Origin of the sequence: Streptosporangium amethystogenes (assembly GCF_000721075.1) — a bacterium.
Classification (GTDB): Bacteria; Actinomycetota; Actinomycetes; order Streptosporangiales; family Streptosporangiaceae; genus Streptosporangium; species Streptosporangium amethystogenes.
Genome location: NZ_JOEQ01000025.1, coordinates 88113 through 109995 on the forward strand (window position 1 = coordinate 88113; position 21883 = coordinate 109995).

The 21883-nt window shown below is 69.0% G+C and carries 24 protein-coding genes, 2 tRNA genes and 1 other RNA gene; 15 read left to right on the plus strand and 12 right to left on the minus strand.

Annotation, left to right across the window (positions count from 1 at the left end):
* The first annotated feature begins 12 nt into the window (after window positions 1-12).
* Window positions 13-1113 carry a DNA polymerase III subunit beta gene (gene dnaN / locus IG98_RS0130180; protein ID WP_030919765.1) on the plus strand — a complete coding sequence of 367 codons (1101 nt, stop codon included), beginning with the start codon at window positions 13-15 and terminating at the stop codon, window positions 1111-1113.
* Between the two features lie 175 nt (window positions 1114-1288).
* Here the strand turns inward: dnaN and IG98_RS0130185 are convergent, their stop codons facing one another.
* The 5 genes from IG98_RS0130185 to upp form a co-directional block, all read right to left on the minus strand.
* A complete protein-coding gene (locus IG98_RS0130185) occupies window positions 1289-1990 on the minus strand; it encodes a FadR/GntR family transcriptional regulator (protein ID WP_030919768.1) in 702 nt (233 codons plus the stop codon).
* Window positions 1991-2100: 110 nt separating this feature from the next.
* Entirely contained in the window at window positions 2101-3459 is a 1359-nt protein-coding gene (locus IG98_RS0130190) for a helix-turn-helix domain-containing protein (RefSeq protein WP_030919771.1), read from the minus strand.
* A 141-nt stretch (window positions 3460-3600) separates the two neighbouring features.
* Entirely contained in the window at window positions 3601-4131 is a 531-nt protein-coding gene (locus IG98_RS0130195; protein ID WP_030919774.1) for a PH domain-containing protein, read from the minus strand.
* Window positions 4132-4448: 317 nt separating this feature from the next.
* Entirely contained in the window at window positions 4449-4679 is a 231-nt protein-coding gene (locus IG98_RS0130200) for a hypothetical protein (RefSeq protein WP_030919778.1), read from the minus strand.
* Between the two features lie 185 nt (window positions 4680-4864).
* Entirely contained in the window at window positions 4865-5503 is a 639-nt protein-coding gene (gene upp / locus IG98_RS0130205; RefSeq protein ID WP_030919779.1) for a uracil phosphoribosyltransferase, read from the minus strand.
* A 178-nt stretch (window positions 5504-5681) separates the two neighbouring features.
* Here upp and IG98_RS0130210 point away from each other — a divergent pair, with 178 nt between their 5' ends.
* The 4 genes from IG98_RS0130210 (at window position 5682) to IG98_RS0130225 (ending at window position 7274) form a co-directional block, all read left to right on the plus strand.
* Window positions 5682-6191 (plus strand): tRNA adenosine deaminase-associated protein, encoded by a 510-nt coding sequence (locus IG98_RS0130210; protein ID WP_245651776.1) that lies wholly within the window; start codon window positions 5682-5684, stop codon window positions 6189-6191.
* Between the two features lie 16 nt (window positions 6192-6207).
* Window positions 6208-6699 (plus strand): tRNA adenosine deaminase-associated protein, encoded by a 492-nt coding sequence (locus IG98_RS0130215; protein WP_030919784.1) that lies wholly within the window; start codon window positions 6208-6210, stop codon window positions 6697-6699.
* Between the two features lie 17 nt (window positions 6700-6716).
* On the plus strand, window positions 6717-7160 hold the full coding sequence (gene tadA / locus IG98_RS0130220) for a tRNA adenosine(34) deaminase TadA (protein ID WP_030919786.1): 444 nt from the start codon (window positions 6717-6719) through the stop codon (window positions 7158-7160).
* Window positions 7161-7184: 24 nt separating this feature from the next.
* Window positions 7185-7274, plus strand: a tRNA-Ser gene (locus IG98_RS0130225).
* Between the two features lie 90 nt (window positions 7275-7364).
* On the opposite strand, the gene IG98_RS0130230 is transcribed toward IG98_RS0130225, so the two are convergent.
* From IG98_RS0130230 to IG98_RS50975, 3 genes are all read right to left on the minus strand, one after another.
* A complete protein-coding gene (locus tag IG98_RS0130230) occupies window positions 7365-7667 on the minus strand; it encodes a type II toxin-antitoxin system VapB family antitoxin (protein WP_030919787.1) in 303 nt (100 codons plus the stop codon).
* A 106-nt stretch (window positions 7668-7773) separates the two neighbouring features.
* Window positions 7774-8631 (minus strand): KPN_02809 family neutral zinc metallopeptidase, encoded by an 858-nt coding sequence (gene ypfJ / locus IG98_RS0130235; RefSeq protein ID WP_030919789.1) that lies wholly within the window; start codon window positions 8629-8631, stop codon window positions 7774-7776.
* A gap of 134 nt (window positions 8632-8765) precedes the next feature.
* Complete coding sequence (locus IG98_RS50975; RefSeq protein ID WP_157594600.1) at window positions 8766-8936, minus strand: hypothetical protein; 171 nt, start codon at window positions 8934-8936, stop codon at window positions 8766-8768.
* Window positions 8937-8983: 47 nt separating this feature from the next.
* Between IG98_RS50975 and IG98_RS0130245 the strand changes: the two genes are divergently transcribed.
* Window positions 8984-10057, plus strand: a complete 1074-nt coding sequence (locus IG98_RS0130245; protein ID WP_084195762.1) for an FAD-dependent monooxygenase — start codon at window positions 8984-8986, stop codon at window positions 10055-10057.
* A gap of 197 nt (window positions 10058-10254) precedes the next feature.
* On the opposite strand, the gene IG98_RS0130250 is transcribed toward IG98_RS0130245, so the two are convergent.
* Window positions 10255-10343: transfer RNA gene (locus IG98_RS0130250), tRNA-Ser, on the minus strand.
* 82 nt (window positions 10344-10425) lie between these two features.
* Here IG98_RS0130250 and ffs point away from each other — a divergent pair.
* Together ffs and IG98_RS0130255 are read left to right on the plus strand one after the other, a co-directional pair.
* Window positions 10426-10521: signal recognition particle sRNA small type (gene ffs / locus IG98_RS48150), an RNA gene on the plus strand.
* A 30-nt stretch (window positions 10522-10551) separates the two neighbouring features.
* Window positions 10552-12729: a DNA polymerase III subunit gamma and tau gene (locus IG98_RS0130255; protein ID WP_030919795.1), complete on the plus strand. Its 2178-nt coding sequence runs from the start codon at window positions 10552-10554 to the stop codon at window positions 12727-12729.
* Between the two features lie 141 nt (window positions 12730-12870).
* On the opposite strand, the gene IG98_RS0130260 is transcribed toward IG98_RS0130255, so the two are convergent.
* Window positions 12871-14337 carry a helix-turn-helix domain-containing protein gene (locus IG98_RS0130260; protein WP_037971657.1) on the minus strand — a complete coding sequence of 489 codons (1467 nt, stop codon included), beginning with the start codon at window positions 14335-14337 and terminating at the stop codon, window positions 12871-12873.
* A gap of 342 nt (window positions 14338-14679) precedes the next feature.
* On the opposite strand from IG98_RS0130260, the gene IG98_RS0130265 reads away from it, so the two are divergent.
* The 5 genes from IG98_RS0130265 (at window position 14680) to IG98_RS0130285 (ending at window position 18592) form a co-directional block, all read left to right on the plus strand.
* A complete protein-coding gene (locus IG98_RS0130265) occupies window positions 14680-15033 on the plus strand; it encodes a YbaB/EbfC family nucleoid-associated protein (protein WP_030919800.1) in 354 nt (117 codons plus the stop codon).
* Between the two features lie 3 nt (window positions 15034-15036).
* Complete coding sequence (recR, locus tag IG98_RS0130270) at window positions 15037-15636, plus strand: recombination mediator RecR (RefSeq protein WP_030919803.1); 600 nt, start codon at window positions 15037-15039, stop codon at window positions 15634-15636.
* Window positions 15629-16162: a DUF5063 domain-containing protein gene (locus IG98_RS0130275; protein ID WP_030919805.1), complete on the plus strand. Its 534-nt coding sequence runs from the start codon at window positions 15629-15631 to the stop codon at window positions 16160-16162. Before recR ends, IG98_RS0130275 begins: the two co-directional genes overlap by 8 nt.
* 91 nt (window positions 16163-16253) lie before the next feature.
* Complete coding sequence (locus tag IG98_RS0130280; protein ID WP_030919807.1) at window positions 16254-17528, plus strand: aspartate kinase; 1275 nt, start codon at window positions 16254-16256, stop codon at window positions 17526-17528.
* Window positions 17525-18592 carry an aspartate-semialdehyde dehydrogenase gene (locus IG98_RS0130285; RefSeq protein WP_030919810.1) on the plus strand — a complete coding sequence of 356 codons (1068 nt, stop codon included), beginning with the start codon at window positions 17525-17527 and terminating at the stop codon, window positions 18590-18592. Before IG98_RS0130280 ends, IG98_RS0130285 begins: the two co-directional genes overlap by 4 nt.
* A gap of 113 nt (window positions 18593-18705) precedes the next feature.
* Here the strand turns inward: IG98_RS0130285 and IG98_RS49205 are convergent, their stop codons facing one another.
* Window positions 18706-19545, minus strand: coding sequence for a hypothetical protein (locus IG98_RS49205; RefSeq protein ID WP_051753179.1), 840 nt, complete (start codon window positions 19543-19545; stop codon window positions 18706-18708).
* Window positions 19546-20047: 502 nt separating this feature from the next.
* Between IG98_RS49205 and IG98_RS0130295 the strand changes: the two genes are divergently transcribed.
* Window positions 20048-20722, plus strand: coding sequence for a TetR family transcriptional regulator (locus tag IG98_RS0130295; RefSeq protein WP_030919816.1), 675 nt, complete (start codon window positions 20048-20050; stop codon window positions 20720-20722).
* Window positions 20723-20803: 81 nt separating this feature from the next.
* A complete protein-coding gene (locus IG98_RS0130300) occupies window positions 20804-21571 on the plus strand; it encodes a bestrophin-like domain (protein ID WP_084195763.1) in 768 nt (255 codons plus the stop codon).
* Between the two features lie 74 nt (window positions 21572-21645).
* Here the strand turns inward: IG98_RS0130300 and IG98_RS52700 are convergent.
* Window positions 21646-21883, minus strand: a 238-nt coding sequence (locus IG98_RS52700) for a hypothetical protein (protein WP_211264169.1), incomplete at its 5' end; no start/stop codon positions are given.

The following is a 21883-nucleotide window of genomic DNA, read 5'->3' on the forward strand; positions in this document are numbered from 1 at the left end:
AGGGATGATCAGGTGAAGTTCCGGGTTAACCGTGATGTCCTGGCCGACGCGGTGGCCTGGGTGGCCCGGGTGCTGCCGAACCGACCGGCCATTCCCGTGCTCTCCGGGCTGCTTCTGGAGGCCGACGGGGACGATCTCGTGCTGTCGGTCTTCGACTACGACGTCTCCGCCCGTGTCTCGATCGAGGCTGTCGTGGCGGAGCCCGGCAGGGCACTGATTCCGGGCCGAATCCTCGCGGAGATCACCCGCAGCCTGCCCGGCGACGTGGTGGAGGTCGCCACCAGCGGTTCCGAGGCGGTTCTGACCTGCGGCAGCGCGGAGTTCGGCCTGTTGACCATGCCGGTTGAGGATTTCCCCTCCCTCCCCGAGATGCCCCCCAAGATCGGCGCCGTCGGCGGTGGGATCTTCGCGACCGCGGTCGGTCAGGTGGCTTCGGCGGCCAGCCGCGACGAGACCCTCCCCATGCTGACCGGCATCCGGTTCGACATCTCAGGCGACGACGTGACCCTGGCCGCCACCGATCGCTACCGCATCGCGGCCAGGGAGTTCGGCTGGCGCCCCGAGCGGCCGGGCACCGCGGCCGCCGCCATGGTGCCCGCGCGGGTGCTCGTCGAGGTGGCCAGATCATTGCGCGGCGGCGAGGTCTCCGTGGCACTGGGTGAGGGCATCGCCGGTTTCGAGAGCGTGGGCAGGGCCACCACCGTCCGCCTGCTTGACGAGCAGTTCATCGACTACCGCGCGCGGCTGACCGACGACTGGTCGATCCGGGCCGACCTGCGGGTGGCCCCGTTCGTCGACGCGATCAAGCGGGTCGCGCTGGTCGCCGAGCGCAACACTCCGATCCGGCTCTCCTTCGGTCAGGGGCAGGTTCTCATCCAGGCGGGTGGCGGCGACATCGGCCGTGGCACCGAGGTCGTCGACGCCGAGTTGTCCGGTGACGATATCCAGATCGCCTTCCAGTCCCACTTCCTGCTCGACGGCCTGAACGGTGTCGAGACCGAGTTCGTCCGGCTCAACATGGAGTCGCCGAGCCGCCCGGCCCTCATCACCGAGGTTCCCGGCGATGCCGACCCCGCCTTCCGCTACCTGGTGATGTCCCTGCGCCTGACCTGAACGCCTCGGTGTCCGGCGCACCGGGTGCCCTGGGCGCCTGAGCCGGGCCGCGGCTCAGGCCGGCCCGGGATGTTTCCCACGCCGGCCGTCTGGCCGCCCAGAGGGCCTCTAACAGTGCGGCCCGCCCACCGGCCGGTGGGCGGGCCGCACTGTTAGAGGCCATGGGAAGGAGGGGTCAGGCGGAGAGTTCCTGTTCCTCGGTCAGGGCGATCAGGATGTGCTCCATACACGCGTGTCCCGCGTGTTCGGCGGCGGCGGCGTCCCCGGCCGCGATGGCGCGGGCGATGGCGTCGTGCGGGATGTAGGTGGTGTTCAGGGTGCTGCTCAGCGAGGTGCCCGCGGCGGTGATGCTGGCGCGCAGCGCCGCTGAGAAGTCCTCGTAAAGCTCGATCAGCACCAGGTTGTGGGTGGCGCGGACCACCGCGATGTGGAAGGCCAGGTCGGACTCGACGAACGCGTTGGGTTCGCCCAGCTGCCAGGCGTTGTCCCGCTCGGTCAGCGCCGCCTCGATCGCGGCGATGTCGGCGTCGGTACGTCTGGTCGCGGCGAGCCTGGCGGCCTCCACCTCCAGCGCACGCCGCACCTCCAGGATCTCAAGCTGCTCGGCGGAGCGTAGCCGCCGCAGCATGGCCCCGGAGAGCTCGCTCGTGGCGCGGACGTACGTCCCGTCACCCTGGCGACATTCCAGCAGGCCGGCGTGTGTGAGCGCCCGCACCGCCTCGCGCACGGTGTTGCGACCGACCCCGAGTTGTTCGGCGAGCACGGTCTCGGTAGGAATCTTCGCGTGCATCTGCCAGGAGTTAGAAGTGATCTGCTCCTTGAGTTGATCGATCACTTGGTCGACGAGGGATGCTCGCTGCGCCGTACGCAGACTCACCGTCCGCCTCCTCCGGAGAAACCAATCATCCTATGAATCAATGACTGGTAGACCCTAGTTATTCCAGAGGTGCGAAAACAAATCTGGCCCTCTTTTTGGCGAAACCGGTCTTAACGGACCAAAGCCGAGTCGACGGTCACGCCCACCAGCGCGTCGCGCACCCCAGCGGTTTCGAGAGCCCTACGATACGCGCCGGCCTGGTCGTCACGCGCACCGACCTGGCCGTATAGGTCTCCGAGGTCACGCCAGACTCGCGCGGTCCCCCGGTCGGGGCCGGAGAGCTCGTACCGGACGCCGTTCAGCAGCCGCTTGGCAGTGTCCAGGGCGGTCATGACGTCGCTCCGGTCGTGGGCCAGCGCGGTCCGGGCGAGAACCAGCTGCGCGGTCGCCCCGATGGCGCCCGCCTGGCCGCCCGGCATGTCGAGGGCGGTTCTGGCCAGATCCGTCGCGCCCTGAGCGTCGCCGCTCGCCAGCCGGACCTGGGCGAGCACGACGATGCTCCTGATGTACTCGTGGATGCGCTCGGGGAACGCCGCGAAGACCTTGCCGGCGCTGGTCGCGAGCTTGTGGGCCTCGTCGAGTGACTCGTCGCCAGTGGAGGCGGCGAGACGTGCCCAATCCATCGCGATGAGGGCGAGCTGTGACGCCATCCGTGCCGGGCGCCCGGTCGCGATCGCATCGTCGGCGAGGCGGACGGCCAGTGCCGAGTCCTCTCTGTCAGAGGCTGTGACACTCGCTCGCCAGAGGGCATGGATCTCCGCGGTGCGGTTGACCGCGATGGGGACGCCGTTGGCCGACAGGACGTGCCGGACGTAGGAGATGCCCTGCGAGCCGGGCCCGCCGGGGGTTTCGGTCTCCATCAGCGAGGCGGCCAGTTCGACGGCGATCTCGCCCTGCGACAGGGGGAGCCGGTTGACTTCGCTGAGCGCCTGGACGGCCAGGTCGCGCGAGCGAGGGGTGTCTCCGGCACGCTGGTAGCAGCGGCTCAGCGCCACCGTCAGTGGCAGGTCGGCCAGACGCTCGGGGTGGGCGGCAGCCTCACGGCGGAGTCGCTCGAACGCCTCCAACGCCGGACCGATCCTGCCCTGGGCCTCCAACGCGCGTGCGCGGCCGAGTCGCGCGTGCGCGGCGAGCATCGCGTTCTCCTCGCCGGCGACCTTGACGATCTCACCGAAACGGTCCGCCGCGACGGACGGGTCGCCGTGGAGAAGCTCCAACTCCGCGTGGCGCAGGCCAAGCTCGGTGTCGATGCGCTGGCGCAGCTCGATCCCGTGCAGCAGGAACTCGGTGGTGCACCCCAGTCGCTCGGCCAGCAGACGGGCGACCACGGGGGTCGGCGTCCGCTTGCCGGACTCGATGAGGGAGACGTAGCTGTCGGAAAGGTCGGGCCCTGCCAGCTGGGCCTGGGACATGCGCCTACTCAGTCGCAGTCCGCGGACGCGGTCACCGATGGTTCCCTGACTCGGCATCTGATCTCTCAGGGCGGGGGATGGTCAATGTTCCCGCCATGATTGCATGAAGCAGTCGAATCGGGTAACCCCGCGTGAAAAATCCTCACCGGGGAGTGTAGGCAGCCACTATGCCATTGATGTCAATATGGACATAAGGCGCTAATCATCCGAATCATTGCCCCCCGGGAAGAGCATCTGGCAGACCTCCAGATAGAGGGTCTCCGGGTACGGAATGTAATTGACCCTCGACAGAGCCTGGTCCTGACCGGCCGACTCCAGAACGAACTCGCCGTAGCCCAGCATGCGGCCGAGGATCGAGCGCTGGAAGCTCATGTCGGTCACTTTGCCGAGCGGCATCATGTCGACCTTGCGGGTGATCAAGCCGGTGGTGAGCAGCATGCGCTTGGAGGTGACGACGAAGTAGTCGACCGACCACTCCGCGACCTTCCAGACGAAGCGGATCAACAACAGCAGCCAGGCCCACCAGACGATGACGAGCACGCCACCGCCGCCCTGGTCGCCGAACCACTTGCTCAGCAGTCCGGCGAGGATCAGGCCGCCGAAAACCTCGGCGACCGCGCGAAGCAGCACGGCCGGGTGGCGCCGCACCATGATGACCTGGTGTTCGTGGGGGAGCAGGTAGCGGTTGACCGACGAGGGAGCGGAGTCCCCGTGGGTCACGAGCCTCATGACAGGTGTGAGACGAATTGGGCCAGAGAATCGGCCGCCGTGTAAACCGTGTCCATGGCACCCCTTACGGCGTTGGCTGCGTCACCTGGTCGGGTGAACAGGAAAAACGCCACAAAACCGACAGCGCTATACGATAGGACTTTCTTGACCTGCACGTTGGCCTCCCACTACCACTCACCCACTGCACCCGCCATATACATTACCCAGGGCCATGCCGCGGTAAAGCGCATCGGCTCATTCGGTCTCGTACGCGTCGCGAGGATCCTGCACGAGGGCCCCGTGGGGCACTCCCGGACGTCCGCGCCCCTCGTGACCCGTCACCCGCGTTCGCTCGCGACCAGTGCGAGGACCTCGAGGTGTTTACGGGCGATCCGCTCGACCAGCGTCGGATGGGCGTGGCCGACGACCTCCAGCGCTCCATAGTGAGCCGCCTCTATGCAGCGGGTCACCGTGGTCGCCGGATGGACCTCGGAGAACTCGTCCCTGAGCGCGGCGCTGAAGTCCGCGTAAGGGTCGGGTTCGGTGTCCGGGATGATTCGCTCGCTCATGGTTCTCCCTGGTGTGCGCCCGCGGCCTCGGCGGACCGGGGACACAGAAGAGATGTCTTCGCGACTCTTCGTACCCACTCGACCTCGTCGAGTAACGGTCGACGAGTAGAGGAACCATCCTTCAAGGGAAAAGGATGGCTCTGAAATCCCGGAACCTTCGGGTCGGCGGCGATGCCGGGGAGTGCTCAGACGACGCCGTAGAGGCGGTCTCCGGCGTCGCCCAGCCCGGGAACGATGTAGCCGTGCTCGTTCAGGCGCTCGTCCAGGGCCGCGGTCACCAGGCGGATCGGCTTGCCGCTGCCGTTGAAGGCCTGGTCCATGTAGGCGATGCCCTCGGGGGCGGCCAGCAGGCAGAGCGCGGTCACGTCGTCGGCGCCCCGGTCGAAGAGGAACTGGATCGCGGCGGTGAGGGTGCCGCCGGTGGCCAGCATCGGGTCCACCACGTAGACCTGACGGCCGGAGAGGTCGTCGGGCAGCCGGGTGGCGTAGGTCTCCGCCTGGAGCGTGGACTCGTTGCGGATCATTCCCAGGAAACCGACCTCGGCCGTGGGCAGTAGCCGGGTCATGCCCTCCAGCATCCCCAGTCCCGCGCGCAGGATCGGAACCACCAGCGGGCAGGGCTGTGCCAGCCGCACGCCCTTGGCCAGAGCCACGGGCGTCTGCACCGACCACTCGGTGACGCGGACGTGCCTGGTCGCCTCGTAGGCCAGCAGGGTCACCAACTCGTCGGCGAGACGCCGGAAAGTGGGGGAGTCCGTGCCGACGTCCCGCAGCACGGTCAGCTTGTGGGCCACCAGGGGATGGTCGACGACCAGGGTTTCCATGGTGGCCAAAGATATCCTGGGCACCCGGCGGGCGATGAGCCGGGGGAGGGCGGGCGGCACCTGTTCGACATCACCCGCTCACTCGGATTTGATCACAATTTGGTCGGAGAGGCCCACGTCCGTGTCCCACTTCTGAAAGCATTGACCTCCGTAGAGAAAGCATTCGGTGGGGATGGCCATGTCAGACGAAGACTCGCTGGACTTTGCCATCGTGATCTACCGTGAGGACGACGGCTGGGAGGCGGAGATGCTCCCCGTGGCCCTCACGTCCGACCTCGACGGCCTCATCCACGCCCTGCGCCAGCAGCCGAGCATGAACGGCACGATTGGCCTGGTCGCCGTTGGGGATGAGTTCTTCGTGGCGCTACGGGTGTTCGGCGAGAGGGTCGAGGTCTTCCTGTCCGACATCGCCGCGTCCTGGGACTTCCCGCTCGCCCGGCAGGCGCTGGAATACCTGGACGTGCCGGTTCCCGACGAGGACGAACTCGACGCGATTCTTCAGGACGAGGAGACGGCGCTCCCCGCGGGGGACCTGTCGATCTTCGCGGACCTGGGGCTCGACGAGATGGAGCTCGGCATCCTCTCCGGCGACATCGACCTCCTGCCGGAGGACGTCCTGTCCAGCATCGCCGCACGGCTGGGGTTCTCCGAGCCGTTCGAACGCGCCATCGACTCTGTGTTCGGCTGACCTCGGGAGATCGGCCATGCCCTCCAGACCACCCCGCAACAGTGTTTTCTCCGCGGCCTTCGTCCGTACGCCGGACGGTTGGAAGGGTGCGGAGGTCGACCTCAGTGAGGCCGAGATCGTCGACGATCTCGGCGACGCCGTTCAGGAGCATCTGGGGCTCAACGGCGACGAGCTTGCTCTTCTGTGTGTGGAGGTGGAGGACGAATGGTTCGCGATCGTCCGATACCAGGGCGACCTGGAGCCGCGCACCTTCCTGTCCGACGCCCACGCGGGGCTCTCCGACGGCCTCGGTGAGCTCTTCACCGAGCTGGCCGGGGTGGCGGTCGACAAGGACACCCCCGACCTGGGCGTGCGGCCGGCGGGCGACTTCGAGTTGCTGGACGACCTCGGGCTGAGTTCCGACGAGCTCGTCGAGCTCAGCATGGAGGAGGGCGCGCTCCCCGGGGACACGCTCTCGGTGATCGCCGAGCGGCTGGTCTTCGCCGACGAGCTCGACCGGTTGCGTTGACGGACTACGTCGGGGAGATGAGGCTCGCCCTGGCGCAGGCCGCCGAAGCCGGAGCCCGCGGCGAGGTGCCCGTCGGTGCGGTGGTCATCGGCCCGGACGGCTCCGTGCTGGGGCGCGCGGGAAACGACAGGGAGGCCTCGGCCGACCCCACCGCGCACGCCGAGGTGCTCGCCCTGAGGCAGGCCGCGAAGGTGTGTGGGCGGTGGCGGCTGACCGGCTGCACGTTGGTGGTCACCCTGGAGCCCTGCACCATGTGCGCGGGCGCCGCCGTGCTCGCCCGGGTCGATCGCGTCGTCTACGGCGCCGTCGACCCCAAAGGCGGAGCGGCGGGGTCGCTCTGGGACGTGCTCAGGGACCGCCGCCTCAATCACCGGCCCGAGGTTCTGCGGGGGGTCCTGGCCGATGACTGCGCGGCGGTTCTCACCGAGTTCTTCACCGCTCGCCGGATGCGCGAGCAATAGCGGTTATCCGGTAGGCTGCTCCGCGGTGGAGTCGCCTAGTGGCCGAGGGCGCACGCCTCGAAAGCGTGTGATGGGGCAACCTATCCGTGGGTTCAAATCCCACCTCCACCGCCACACAGAAAGGGCTCCCGCGGTCGCGGGAGCCCTTTCTCGCGTTTTGCCGTTCGCAGCCCCTTGGTGAGCCAGGCAATCCCGCCCGGAGCCTCAGTTCTCCGTGGGCAGTTCCAGGACCCGGGCGTGCAGCACCGAGCGCTGGTGCAGGGCCGAGCGCAGGGCCCGGTGCAGGCCGTCCTCCAGATAGAGGTCGCCGCGCCACTGGACCACGTGCGGGAACAGGTCGCCGTAGAACGTGGAGTCCTTGGCGAGCAGGGAGTGCAGGTCCAGCACCGCTTTCGTGGTGATCAGCGTGTCGAGCCGGACCTGTCGCGGCGGTATCTGCGCCCACTCGCGATGCGAGAGACCGTGCTCGGGGTAGGGCCGTCCATCGCCGACCAGCTTGAAGATCACAGTACGTAGTTTAGGAGAGAATCCGGCCTCTCGCCTGTCCGATCTTCATCGCCGCAGTTCGGAGGCCGTCTTTCGGATGCGTCCCGGACAGGCGCCGCCGGGGTTCTCAGATGTCACCGGAGAAGGTGTCGCACCTGCCGGGATCGCCGCTCTGGTAGCCGGTGGTGAACCACTTGACGCGCTGCGCGGAGGTGCCGTGGGTGAAGCCCTCGGGGGTGACCCGGCCCTGGGTCCGCTCCTGGATGCTGTCGTCGCCCACGGCGGACGCGGCGCTCAGCGCCTCCTCGATGTCCGTCTTGCTGAACGGTTCCTCGAACAGGCCGGTCTCGTAGGCGTTCTTGGCCCAGGCGCCCGAGTAGCAGTCGGCCTGCAGTTCCAGCCTTACCGAGCCGCTCTTGGGGCCTTGCTGGTCACCCTGGACCTTGGCGTTGGTGCCGTCCAGGTTCTGGATGTGGTGGCCGTACTCGTGTCCGATGACGTACGCCTGGGCGAAGGGGCCACCCTTGGCGCCGAACCTGCTCTCCAGTTCCTTGAAAAAGCTGAGGTCCAGGTAGACCTGGTGGTCGGCCGGGCAGTAGAACGGGCCGACAGAGGCGTCGGCGGCACCGCAGGCGGTGCTGACCTGGCCGGAGAACATGACGGTCTTGGCGGGCTCGTATTCTTTGACCGCCTTCGGCCAGTACTCCTGGATGCTGTTGACCACGCCGACCACCCGGCACTCCTCGTTCTGGTCGGCGTCCTGCCCGGTCTTGCACTGCGCCGAGAGGTCGGCGCCCGGGCCGACCGGAGCCGGGTCGGATCCGCCGGTGATGTCTCCGGGGTTGATCCCGAACACCAGCGCGAGGATGAGCGCGATGATTCCGGCCGCGCCGCCGCCGACCGCGAGGCCTCCACCAGGGACCCTCCCCCGGCCGCGACTTTCGACCTGCGAGCTGTCCAGCTGGACATCGTCCTTGAAATCCATCGCCCGACGTCCCTTCGATCCGCTTGGGGGCGTTTCCCCTGCCCCGAGAAGAGCTTGACATGCCCGCTCGCGGACAAAGGCATGAGACGCGAGGTTCACCCCCTATATGGCCAAGGCCCCGTTCTCCGTACTCGTTACCCGAAGGGATTCTCATTCTGCGAAGGACGCGGTGTGGGCCAGAAAGTGGGGCCGGTGATACCGGTGCGGATCAGGTCGGTGACCAGATCGATGGCGGCGTCGGGGGTGAGGCGGGTCTCGGGGGGCTGGCTCATCCAGATCGTGGCGTACTCGGTGATGAGGGCCATGATGGCGCGGGCGACGTCCTGCGGGGGGCCGGGAAGGGACGGCCGTCCTGCGCGTGGACGGCATCGAGCGGGAGGTCCGGGCGAAGTACCTGGTCGGCGCCGATGGCGGATCCAGCACCGTCCGGCGCGGCCTGGGCGTCGCCTTCATCGGCGAGACGCACGAGGAGGAGCGGTCGCTGCTCGCGGACGTCCGTGCCGAGGGCCTGGACCGGGAGTTCTGGCACGTGTGGCCGCAGGGCGGCGGCGCGAACGCCTTCCCGGTCGGCCTGTGCCCGCTCGCCGGCACCGACACCTTCCAGATCATGCTCCCCGTCGCGCCGGGCACGGCGCCCGAGCCGACGCTGGAGGTCTTCCAGGCGGCCGTGGACGCCGCCGCGGGCCCCGGCCGGATCAAGCTCACCGAGCTGGTGTGGTCCTCGGTGTTCCGCCCGAACATCCGGATGGCCGAGCGTTTCCGCGTCCACCGGGTGTTCCTGGCCGGCGACGCCGCGCACGTCCACTCGCCCGCGGGCGGTCAGGGCCTGAACACCGGTGTCCAGGACGCCTACAACCTCGGCTGGAAGCTCGCCGCCGTGCTGCGGGGGGCCGACGCGGAGCTGCTGGACTCCTACGAGGCCGAGCGGCTGCCTGTCGCGGCCGACGTCCTGGGCATCAGCACCGCCCTGCACCAGAAGATGCGCGACAATGCCGCCGACGCGCACCGTCGCGAGGACCCGGAGCTGCGCCAGCTCGTCCTGGGCTACCGGGGCGGCCCGCTCAGCGTGGAACGGCGCGCCACTCCCGCCGAGCCGTACGCCGGGGACCGCGCGCCCGACGCCGTCGAGGAGGCGGACGGCGCCCGGGTGCGCCTGTTCCCGCTGATCCACACAGGCGTCCCGGTGCTCGTGGCGTTCGGCCAGGGGGCCCAGAGGGTGGCGCGGACCGTCGCACCCGAGCTGACCGTCGCGATCGGCTCCCCCGCCTTCGCGGACGAGGACGCGACGGCGCACTCGGCCTACGGCGTCACCCCTGGCGAAGACGTCCTCTTCGTCGTACGGCCCGACGGCTACCTCGGCCTCGTCACGGACTCCCCCGAAGAGGCCGAGACAGCCGCCTACCTGGAGCGCCTCGGCGCGCGGTGAGCGCGGGGCGCCGTCACCGGTTCTTGGGGAAGGTAAGCGCGCACCGACAGCGGCACGAACATCACCGGCAGGACGACCGCCCGTCCGGGGATCGAGACGATCGGATGGGCGCCGTGGGACTGAAGCCTGTGACCGTTCAGAGCAACGGCCTGGGATGACGAAGGGCCGGACGGCATGTGCCGTCCGGCCCTTCGAGGTGGCGGAGGATAGGAGATTCGAACTCCTGAGGGGTTGCCCCCAACACGCTTTCCAAGCGTGCGCCCTAGGCCAACTAGGCGAATCCTCCGTGGAGAAGCTTACCCAACTTTCGGGGTGCGCGGACCATGGATTTCCGACCCCGAGCACTCGGATCTGAGGCTAGACTGAGGGTCGACCCCTCGCGCGGCGTCATCCTGTGAACCTCCCCAGGGCCGGAAGGCAGCAAGGATAAGCGGGCTCTGGCGGGTGTGCGAGGGGTCTTTCGTTTCAGGACCCCTCGCAGGTGGGATCGTCGCATGAGTCTTGCGCTGTACCGCAAGTACCGGCCCGGAACCTTCGCCGAGGTCAAGGGTCAGGAGCACGTCACCGATCCGCTCCGCCAGGCGCTGCGCAGCGGGCGCATCAACCACGCCTATCTGTTCAGCGGGCCCAGGGGATGTGGCAAGACGTCCAGCGCGCGCATCCTCGCCCGCTCCCTGAACTGCGAGAAGGGCCCGACCCCCGAGCCGTGCGGGGAGTGCGAGTCCTGCGTGGCGCTGGCGCCCACCGGCCCCGGCCACCTCGATGTCATCGAGATCGACGCCGCCTCGCACGGTGGCGTGGACGACGCCCGCGACCTGCGCGAGCGCGCCTTCTTCGCGCCGGTGTCGTCGCGCTTCAAGATCTACATCATCGACGAGGCGCACATGGTGACCCGCGAGGGTTTCAACGCGCTGCTCAAGCTCGTCGAGGAGCCTCCCCCCCATCTGAAGTTCGTCTTCGCGACCACCGAGCCAGAGAAGGTCATCGGGACGATCAAGTCCAGGACCCACCACTACCCGTTCCGGCTGATCCCGCCGGCCGCGCTGCGCGCGCTCATGGAGGAGATCCTCACTGCCGAGAACGTCCCGTTCGAGCCCGCCGCGCTCCCGCTGGTGGTCCGGGCGGGAGCGGGTTCGGCCCGGGACTCGCTCTCCATTCTCGACCAGCTGTTCGCCGGGTCGGACGAGGAGGGCATCACGTACGCACGCGCTGTCTCCCTGCTCGGCTATACCGACGGTGATCTGCTCGACGATGTGGTCGCGGCCTTCGCCGGCCGCGACGGTGCGCTGGTGTTCCAGGTGGTGAACCGAGTGATCGAGGGCGGCCACGACCCCCGGCGGTTCGCGATGGACCTGCTGGAGCGCTTCCGTGACCTGGTGATCCTGGCCAACGTGCCGGAGGCGGCCACCAGCGGGCTGCTCGACCGGCCAGGCGACGAGCTGGAGCGGCTCCAGGTCCAGGCGGCCTCGATGGGCCCGGCCGAGCTGACCCGTGCCGCGGAGATCCTCAACGCGGGCCTGATCGAGATGCGCGGTGCGGCCTCGCCGCGGCTGCTCCTTGAGCTGATGTGCGCCAGGATCCTGCTTCCCGGCGCGGCGCAGGGCGAGGCGGCGCTGCTGGCCCGGCTGGAGCGGCTGGAGCAGGGCGGGGTCGTCGTGCACGCCGCTCCGCAGGCTGTGGTTCCGCAGGCCGTGGCTCCGGCACCGGTGGTCCACGCGGCGCCCCCGCCGCAGGCGGAACGGCCCGCACCGCCCGTCGTCAAGGCACCCGCCGAGCAGTCCGGTGCCCAGGGCGACGACTGGCCGGTGGCGGTCAGGCCCGGCGCACCGGCTACGGGGCAGCAGGCCCAGGCGCCCGTTCAACAGGCTCCCGGTGCGCCCGCGCCGGTCGACATGGCGGCCTCGCCCGGTTCCGGGGGCGGGGCAGTGCAGCAGGCGTGGCCCCAGGTGCTCGCCGCGCTCAAGCGGCGCAGCATCGTCGTGTGGGCCAACGTCAACACCAACGCCCAGGTCGTCGGGGTCGAGGGCAAGATCGTAACCTTGGGGTTCGCGCAGGTCGGCGCGATGAAGAACTTCACCGGGGGCGGCAAGGACGCGGTCGTCGCGGCGGTGCTGCAGGAGGTTCTGGGCGGGACCTGGAAGGTCGAGGCCGTCGTCGGCAACGGGCCCGCTCCGTCGGGTGGGGGACGTGCGCCGGCACCGAGACAGCCTCCGGCCCCCCAGCAGCCCACCCCCCAGCCATCGCAGCCGCAGGCCCAGGCGCCTGTCCGGCAGGCACAGGCCCCCGCCGCTCCGCCCGCGCCGCAGGCGGAGCGGGAAGTCCCGGCGCGTCAAACCCCGCCCGCGACGGACGAGTCCTGGCCGGACGCCCCCATGCCGGAGGACCCGGGCTCGCCTCCCCCACCGATCTCCGGTCCCGGCCCCGGTCTGGCCGCCGCCCGCTCGGCCGCCAAGGCCGCGGCCCAGGCCGGTCCACGGGCCGTGGCCAAGACCGGTGCCAAGCCGGCCTGGCCCGACGCGGTCCCCGCCCGGGGTAACCGCGGCGCCGCCCCCGACGCCGACGAGGTCGACCCGCTGAACGACGCGGACGCCGACGTCGACGCGCTCACCGGGATGGCCCTCATCCAGCGCGAGCTGGGTGGCCAGATCATCGGTGAGATCGACCACACCTGACGGGCTTCACGCCGGGCTCCGACCCGCGTCCCGGAGGTCTCAGACCGGTCGACGGCGCGCGGCCGCCTGGAAGTGATCGCCGGGAAACCCGCCGCACACGGGGCAGCACGGGAGTCCCCGCCTTCGGCGGTGGCGAGGGTCTCAGGACAGGTCGACGCCGCTGAGGCGGATCCGGGCCGCCACCGCGCGGTGGTCGTGGCCAGGCAGCGTGGCGGCGAGGCGTTCGAGGATCTGGGCGTCGTTCCTGCCGTGCTCGGTCTCGGTGTAGGCCCAGAGGTCTTCGGGGTCGCCCCGCCGCAGGAGGCGGGCCCGTACCTGGCCCTCCAGTTCCTCCCGCTCGCGGCGCAGGGCGGGAGCCTCGGAGCGGGGCAGCAGGGGACCCCGGTAGGCGCGGGCGACCGGCGCGGTCTCGCCGGCCGCGAGCAGCCGCTTGAGTTCCAGGAAGTCGGCCTCGACCGGGCAGGTGAGGCGGTACGGCTTGGCGGCGATGGTGTGGCCGAGGTGGGTGCGGAGCCGGTGGATCTCGGCACGGATGGTCACCGGATTTCCCGCATCGCCGTACAGATGGAAGGAGAGTTGGGCGGCCGTCATTCCCCGGGGGTTGAGGACGAGCATCGCGAGGATCTCGGCGTGGCGCAGGGAGAGCGGCAGGCGAACCCCCTCCAGGTACGCCGAGGGGTGCTCGGTGCCGAGGAGGGACAGGGTCAGCACGGGGCCCCGCGCCGGACCTGCGAGGCGGAGCAGGAAGCCCTCCTCGCCGAGCGGTTCAAGGAAGGCGCTCCGACCGTCGGGCAGGACCACCCGGTGGCCCACCTCGGGCAGGCGGAGGCGGTGACCCCACTGCCGTGCGTCGTCACCGGCGATGATCCGCCCGGTCGCGGTGACCAGGGCGCCAGGCTCGCCGCGCAGCGCGCTCAGCCGCCTCTCGTGGCGGCGTCTGAGCCGCTCGTCACGTTCGAGCATGCGCAGCGTGAGGTGGCTCTCGGCCAGCCGCGCGGCGGCCTCGACGAGAGCGACGCTCGCCGGGTGCATGGCGCGCGTCGTGCCGCTGACGTCGACACAGCCCAGCAGGCCGCCGCTGTCGGGATCGATGACCGGCGCGGCGGAACAGGACCAGATGTGGAGTGCTCTGACCAGGTGTTCGGAGGAGAAGACGTGGAGGGGCCGCCGGGTCGCGAGCGCGGTGCCCAGGCCATTGGTCCCGATCGCCTGCTCGCTCCAGTCGAAGCCGGCGGCCAGTCCCACCTCGTCGGCGCGTTCCATCGTCCGGCGGTCGCCGTCCCGCCAGAGCACCCTGCCCTCGGCGTCGGCGATGAGCAGGATCTGGTCGCCCTCGGCGGCGGCTCCCAGCAGGGTGCCGGTGATGATCGGCAGCAGCCCGCTCATCGGGTGGGCCGAACGGACCTCCCGGACATCCTGGCCCTCGAAGGCCGGCGGGGCAGACCTGGTCTCGAGGTCGAATCCGGCGTCCAGCGACCGCCGCCACGACGAGGAGATCACGCTTCTGAGTCCCTCGGCGAGTGGCCGCTCACCGTTGCTCAGGGCCTCGTGCAGGCGCCGCAGCCGTGACGCGTAGGAGTCGAGATCGGCTGTCTGGACGGCTCTCATCTGGTTGTCGGACACATATCCCCCCGGAACAGAGCCGATGGCGGAAGCATCGGGGCTCGGAACCCCGTACGCAACCCGTTCGATCAAAAAGGGCACGCGAAGGGTGAGCGGACGATCGCAACGTGTGTGCAACCTTCGGACGGTTACCTTTCGATCACACGTCGCCGTGTGCGGCCGCTCCGGGGCGTGTCATGTCGGGTCTCGGACGTCTGGAGGGGGCCCGGGGCCCGACGGAGGTTTAATCCCGGTCAGCAGGGAACCCGTGCTCACTTCAGTACAACACCCGGCTCGGAACCCGTAGGCTCGTGACGACCGATGTCACGAATGAGGAGCACAACGACGGTGAACCCAGGGGATGTCAACCTGCAGCAGCTGCTGGAGCAGGCTCAGCTCATGCAGCAGCAGCTTGTGAGCGCCCAGCAGGAGCTGAACGACGCGGAGGTTCAGGGCTCCGCGGGCGGCGGCCTTGTCGTGGCCACGGTCAACGGCGGGGGCGAGCTGCTCGAACTCGAGATCAGTGCCGAGGCCATCGACCCCGGTGATCCCCAGGAGACGGCGGACACCATCGCCGACCTGGTCATCGCGGCCATCCGCGACGCCGTGCGTGCCGCGGCCGACCTGCAGCAGGAGAAGCTCGGTCCTCTCGCGCAGGGGCTGGGGGGCGGGGGCGGGCTCGGCCAGCTTCCCGGGTTCTAGGTCATGTACGAAGGGGTCGTCCAGAACCTGATCGACGAGTTGGGGATGCTCCCCGGCGTCGGTCCCAAGAGCGCGCAACGCATCGCGTTTCATCTGCTGGCCGCGGAGCCGGCCGATGTGAAACGGCTCGCGCACGCTCTGCTGGAGGTCAAGGAGAAGGTCCGCTTCTGCCGGGTCTGTGGCAACGTCGCCGCGGAGGAGGAATGCCGGATCTGCCGTGACGCCAGGCGCGATCCCCACGTGATCTGCGTCGTCGAGGAGTCGAAGGACGTCGTGGCCATCGAGAAGACCCGCGAGTTCCGAGGCCGCTACCACGTGCTGGGCGGGGCGATCAGCCCGATCGACGGTGTCGGCCCCGACGACCTGCGCATCAGAGAGCTCATGACCCGCCTGGCGGACGGCCAGGTCACCGAGCTGATCCTCGCCACCGACCCCAACCTTGAGGGGGAGGCGACGGCGACCTATCTCGCCCGTCTGGTCAAGCCGATGGGACTGAAAGTGACACGACTGGCCAGCGGTCTGCCGGTAGGCGGTGACCTCGAGTACGCGGACGAGGTCACCTTGGGCCGCGCGTTCGAGGGAAGGAGGCTCCTTGATGTCTGATGACGCGTGGAGTGCTCTCGCGGAGCGGATCGCGGAGCACGCGAAGAACTACATCGACGGCCTGACCCGCCTGGCGGGCGGCGAGGGCGGCGACGCCATCCTGCCCCTGCTGCTGGTGGAGGTCGCGCAGGTCAGTTCGGCCGGCGCGCAGCTCGGCGCGAGTCAGGACGTGATCCTGTCCGGCAACTGGGAACCGCATCTGGGTGAGGACCCGGACGTCGACGCCGTCCGAACGGCTCTGGCCGAGCGGCTGGGGCCGGTCGACGACTACGCCGAGGTCTTCGACCCCTACAAGGACACCGTGGTCACCCCGTACCGGCTCTCCGACGATCTGACGGCGGTGGCCGCCGACCTTCTGCACGGTCTGCGGCACCACAGTGCGGGGCGCCCGCTGGAGGCTCTCTGGTGGTGGCAGTACTCCTATTTCAACACCTGGGGAAACCACGCCGGAGCGGCGATGCGGGCACTTCAGGCCCTTGTCGCCCATACCCGGCTTGATGTCGCCGAGGAGCGCACAACCGTGTGATCGTCCACATACTGAGCCACATCAGAAGGTCCCAGCTAGGGCGCCAGTAGACTGTGAACTCCACAGCCCTAGATTGCTTCGGAGACATCTCGTGGCGCTCGTTGTTCAGAAGTATGGTGGTTCGTCCGTCGCCGACGCGTCCTGTATCAAGCGGGTCGCTCAGCGGATCGTCGCGACGAAAAAAGCCGGCAACGACGTCGTGGTGATCGTTTCCGCCATGGGCGACACGACGGACGAACTACTCGACCTCGCCCAGCAGGTCTCGCCGCTCCCGCCTGGCCGGGAGCTTGACATGCTGCTCACCTCGGGTGAGCGCATCTCGATGGCGCTGCTGGCGATGGCGATCGCCAACCTCGGTCAGGAGGCGCGTTCGTTCACCGGCTCCCAGGCCGGCGTGATCACTGACTCCTCGCACGGTCGCGCGCGCATCATCGACGTGACGCCCGGCCGGATACGCGGGGCGCTCGACAGCGGCCAGGTCGCGATCGTGGCCGGGTTCCAGGGCGTCTCCCAGGACACCAAGGACATCACCACGCTCGGCAGGGGCGGCTCGGACACCACGGCGGTCGCGCTCGCCGCCGCCTTGAACGCCGACGTGTGTGAGATCTACACCGACGTGGACGGCGTCTTCACCGCCGACCCCCGCATCGTCCCGACCGCCCGTAAGATTCCCAAGATCTCGTACGACGAGATGATGGAGATGGCGGCCTGCGGCGCGAAGATCCTGCACCTGCGCTGCGTTGAGTACGCTCGCCGTTTCGGCCTGCCGATCCACGTCAGAAGCTCGTTCAGCACCAAGGAAGGCACGTGGGTCGTATCCGACCCCGACAGCGAAGGAACAGAGATGGAGCAGCCGATCATCTCCGGCGTCGCGCACGACCGGAGCGAGGCCAAGATCACCGTTGTCGGGGTGCCCGACAAGGTCGGCGAGGCTGCGACGATCTTCAAAACACTCGCCGACGCCGAGGTCAACATCGACATGATCGTGCAGAACGTGTCGGCGGCGACGACCGGCCGGACCGACATCTCCTTCACGCTGCCCACGAGTGACGCCTCCGTGGCGCTCACCGCGCTGAAGAAGATCCAGGAGCGCATCGGCTTCGAGTCGCTGCTCTTCGACGACCAGATCGGCAAGGTCTCGCTGATCGGAGCGGGCATGCGCTCGCACCCCGGCGTCACCGCGACGTTCTTCGCCGCTCTCGCCGACGCGGGGGTGAACATCGAGATGATCTCCACCTCGGAGATCCGCATCTCGGTGATCGTCGGACAGGACGAGGTGGACACGGCGGTCAGCGCCGCGCACCGCGCGTTCGACCTCGACGCCGACCAGGTTGAAGCCGTGATCTATGGAGGTACCGGGCGATGAGCCGCAAGCCCACCCTTGCCCTGATCGGCGCGACCGGCGCCGTCGGCACCGTGATGCGCGACATCATCTCCGGCCGCGAGAACGTCTACGGGGACATCAAGCTCGTCGCGTCCGCCCGTTCGGCGGGCAAGGTGCTGAGGGTCCGCGGTGAGGACCTCGTCGTCCAGGAGCTGACCCCCGAGGTCTTCGACGGCGTCGACATCGCGATCTTCGACGTGCCGGACGAGGTCTCCGCGACATGGGTGCCGATCGCCGCCGAGCGCGGTGCCGTCGTCATCGACAAGTCGGGCACCTTCCGGATGAACCCCGAGGTTCCGCTGGTCGTGCCGGAGGTCAACCCCGAGGCCGCGCGCGAGCGGCCGCTGGGCATCATCTCCACCCCCAACTGCACGACCCTGTCGATGATGGCCGCGATGGGTGCCCTCCACGAGGAGTACGGCCTGCGCGCGCTGGTGGTCGCCTCCTACCAGGCGGTCTCCGGCGCGGGTGTGGCGGGCTCGGCCCGCCTCTACGACGAGGTCGAGGCCCTGGCGGGCGACCGTACGGTCGGGCAGACCGCCGGTGACGTGCGCAAGGTCCTGCAGAACAAGCTCGGGGACGCCGAGTCGCCCTTCCCTGCACCGGTGGCGTTCAATGTGGTGCCGTGGGCGGGCTCGCTCAAGGACGGCGGCTGGGCCTCCGAGGAGATCAAGCTCCGCAACGAGTCGCGGAAGATCCTTGGGATCCACGACCTGAAGGTCTCGGCGACCTGCGTCCGCGTCCCAGTGATCACCACCCACTCGCTGGCCGTGCACGCGACCTTCGAGCGTGAGATCACCGTCGCCGACGCCCATCGGATCCTGGAGGCCGCTCCGACCGTGGTCGTCATGGACGACCCGGCCAACGGCGTCTTCCCGACCCCGGCGGACGTCGTCGGAACCGACCCCACCTACGTGGGCCGAATCCGCCAGGCGCTCGACTTCCCCAACACCCTTGACCTGTTCGTCTGCGGCGACAATCTCCGCAAGGGCGCCGCGCTGAACGCGGCGGAGATCGCCGAGCTGGTCGCGGCCGAATTCGGGTGACCTCCCCGGTCGTGCGGCGGCATCGGATGCCGCCGCACGACCCTCGCGGCTCCGCGGCACTCGCGTGAGCGGCGAACACCGGTCCGGCTCTCGGGAAGGTGGGATCTCGTGAGTCAGCGGAAGAGGATGTCCCAGTGGTCCGCCTCGCGGGCGAAGAGGGTGCCCGAGGTCGCCGATTCGCCGTACAGGGGGGCTCCGTCGCCTCGTATTCCCTGTGGCGGGTAGTTCTTCGTGATGTAGCGGTTGATACATGCGTTGGGCTTGATGTCCAGCTTGTAGCCCATGTAGTGGCTGTAGGGGCCCGGGGCATGGCCCACCTCGGTGCCGCCGGTGACGACCAGGGGACAACCGCTGCGGCGCTTCAGCTCGATCACGTCGGTGACGGTGGCGGCCCGGACCGCCTGCAGCGAGGTGCAGTGCCGGCCGTGGCGGTTGGCGCATTTACCCGAGGAGCTCCAGGTCAGGCCCGCCGCCCGCAGGCGCTGCTTGGCGTCCGCCTGCGCCAGCCGCACCGGCTGGCGCTGCTTGGCCTGCTGCGCCTGAGGGGGGTGGACCTCGGTCGCGTTCTCGGGGGCGGAGGGTGCCTGCTCCGCGAAGGTCTCGGGAAGGGACCGCGGCTGGAAGGCCCGGGTCTCCCGGGGGCTCTGGGGGATCAGGAGGGCCGCCTGCTTCGACGGCGCGTCCGCGGTGGCGGTCTCCCATGTTCGCGCCGCGGCTTCGAGCGGTGTGCCTGCCAGGGCGGCGGCCCGCGTCCACGCCGTGGTCTCGGGGGTCAGGGGGGCCGCCTGTTCGGGCGGTTTGCCCGCCGTGGCGATGTCCCTCCTCTGGAGGGAGGGCTCCTGGTGGACGGTCCGGCGGTAGAGCCCGGCGGTTTCCAGGGTGCCGGTGTCGTACGTCCCGATGATCGTGGACCGGAGTGCCTCAGCCGGGCCGGCCGTGATCGGCCGGTTCACGATCGTGACGGTGGCCGACGCGCGTCCGCTCTCCGCGGTCGCACTGTCGTCCCGGGCCGATGCGATGAAAGATATCTGCAGAGCGAGCAGTGCTCCGGCGGTGAACCGGGCAGCCCGCTGTCTACAGGGACATGTCCCCATTGTGTATCCCTTGTCGCGGGAGCCCTTCCGCCAAATGGATCAATCCCACCCCCGAACCCGGATGATCCCTCCCGAAGAGTGAATTTTGCCCGGTAATGGGGATCATCGTGCGGCTCGATGACCTGCTGAGACAGGGGTCGCACGGTGATCGGCATGATCGGGTCACCACCGCCAAGGCGCGCGGAGACGAGAGCCGTGTGCCAATGGTTGATATGAGTAGCGGGGGCAATGTGGCGCGCCTAGGGTCGTCTACTGGGGCTTCTCCCTGGTGACACGGGACGGATGATCTATGGTTCGTCCAGTGGAGAGAGACCAGACGAGCCCGTTCTCCCAGCTCCAAGCGATAGGTGACAGGTGCTCTATGGCCGAGCCGCCCCCGAGAAGCCGTGGATCGGACAGGACCCGTGAGGTCATCGTGGAGACGGCCCTGCGGCTTTTTCGCGAGCGAGGGTACGAGGCGACCACGATGCGGGCCATCGCCGCCGAGGCCGGGGTGTCGGTGGGCAACGCCTACTACTACTTCGCCTCGAAGGAGATCCTGGTCCAGGCCTATTACGACCGGGCCCAGGCCGAGCATGAGGCCGCGTGCGAGAAGCTGCTGGCCACCGAGCGCCGATTCGCCACGCGGTTGGAGGGCGTGCTGCGGGAATGGGTGCGGGTCTCCGAGCCGTACCACGAGTTCGCGGTGAAGTTCTTCAAGCACGCGGCCGAGCCGAGCAACCCGCTCAACCCGTTCAGCGCCGAGTCCTCGCCCTCCAGGGACGCGTCGATCGAGATCTACCGGCGGGTCGTGGAGGGATCCTCCGACCGCATGGACGCCGAGTTGCGGGCCGAGCTGCCCGAGCTGCTCTGGCTGATGTCGATGGGTGTCGTCCTGTTCTGGGTGCACGACGACTCGGAGGGATGTAGACGGACATATCGGTTCATCGAGCTCACCGTGCCGCTGGTGGACCGGTTGGTGGGGCTCTCACACCTGCCTGGCCTGCGCGGGGTCGCCCGTGACTTCATCGCGGGAGTCCACGAACTTCGCGAGTGAATACCGGCGGAACCCCAGGAATCATCGTGTCGATCTGATTACCCTGAGTGGTCGATTCGATGGCGGATTCAAGGGAGTCCCATGGGTTGGGTAGCCGTGCTGGTGGTGCTGTCCGTCGCGATCCCGCTGATCGCTTTTCGTGTGCTGAGGAGGAGGGGGCGGGATGACGACGGGCACGGCTCGTCGTCCATCGACTTCTCCGCCAATCTCGCCCTCGCCGTCTATCTGCTGGTGCTGGCCTATGCCGCGGTCCTGTGCCGGGACGGGCTCTGGGCGACGGAGACGGACGTCCAGGCCGAGGCCGAGAGCCTCACCGAGATGTACTGGTCGGTGGCGCCCATCCCCGAGGCGGCGCCTGTCAGGACCCAGATCCGCCAATACACCGCGCAGAGCATCGACCTCGACTGGCCGCTCATGGCCGACAGTGAGATGTCCCCGCTCCCCGGGCAGACCCTCGCCGACATGCGGGCCTCGGTGCTCCGGCTCCGGCCGATCGGTGACGCGAGCAAGAACCTCCAGCAGGACGCGCTCGACAGGGTCTCCGAGATCTCCCACGCCCGAACCGTAAGGGGTGACGACGCGGGTACCGGTCTGGAGGGCATCTTCGTGGTCTCGATGATCATTTCTGGGCTGCTGGTGATCGCGCTGCCCTGGACGCTCAGGGTGCGGCCCACCTTCCCGTCGATCGTCGCCGATCTGGTCCGGGTGGGCGTGGTCGTCATCGGGGTGTGTTTCATCATCCTGATCAGCCACCCGTTCAGCGGGCCGGGCGCCGTCGGGCCTGACGCGTTCAAGGCCGCGCAGCGACAGTACGACCAGATCGACGGCCAGTTTCCCGCCCAGCCGTAGTTCGGCGCGTCCGGAACGAAAAGCCCGCCGGTGGTTCCCGGCGGGCTTCGCTGTCCGATCGGGTGCCGTCCGCGCTATCCGCGGCCCCGGTGGTTGAGGGCGGCGACCGCGGTGACCGAGATCACGCCGGTGAACATCACCAGGAGGACGAGCCTGCGGTCGGTGCCCTTGCGCCGCTCGGCGTAGCGGTCCAGCACCAGGCGCTGTCGCAGGAGGGGGGGAGCGCTGGAGCGTGCGGGCCGCGGTGGGCGGGACCTGTCTCTTATACACATCTGACGCTGCCGACGACTCCTTACGTGTAGATCTCGGGGG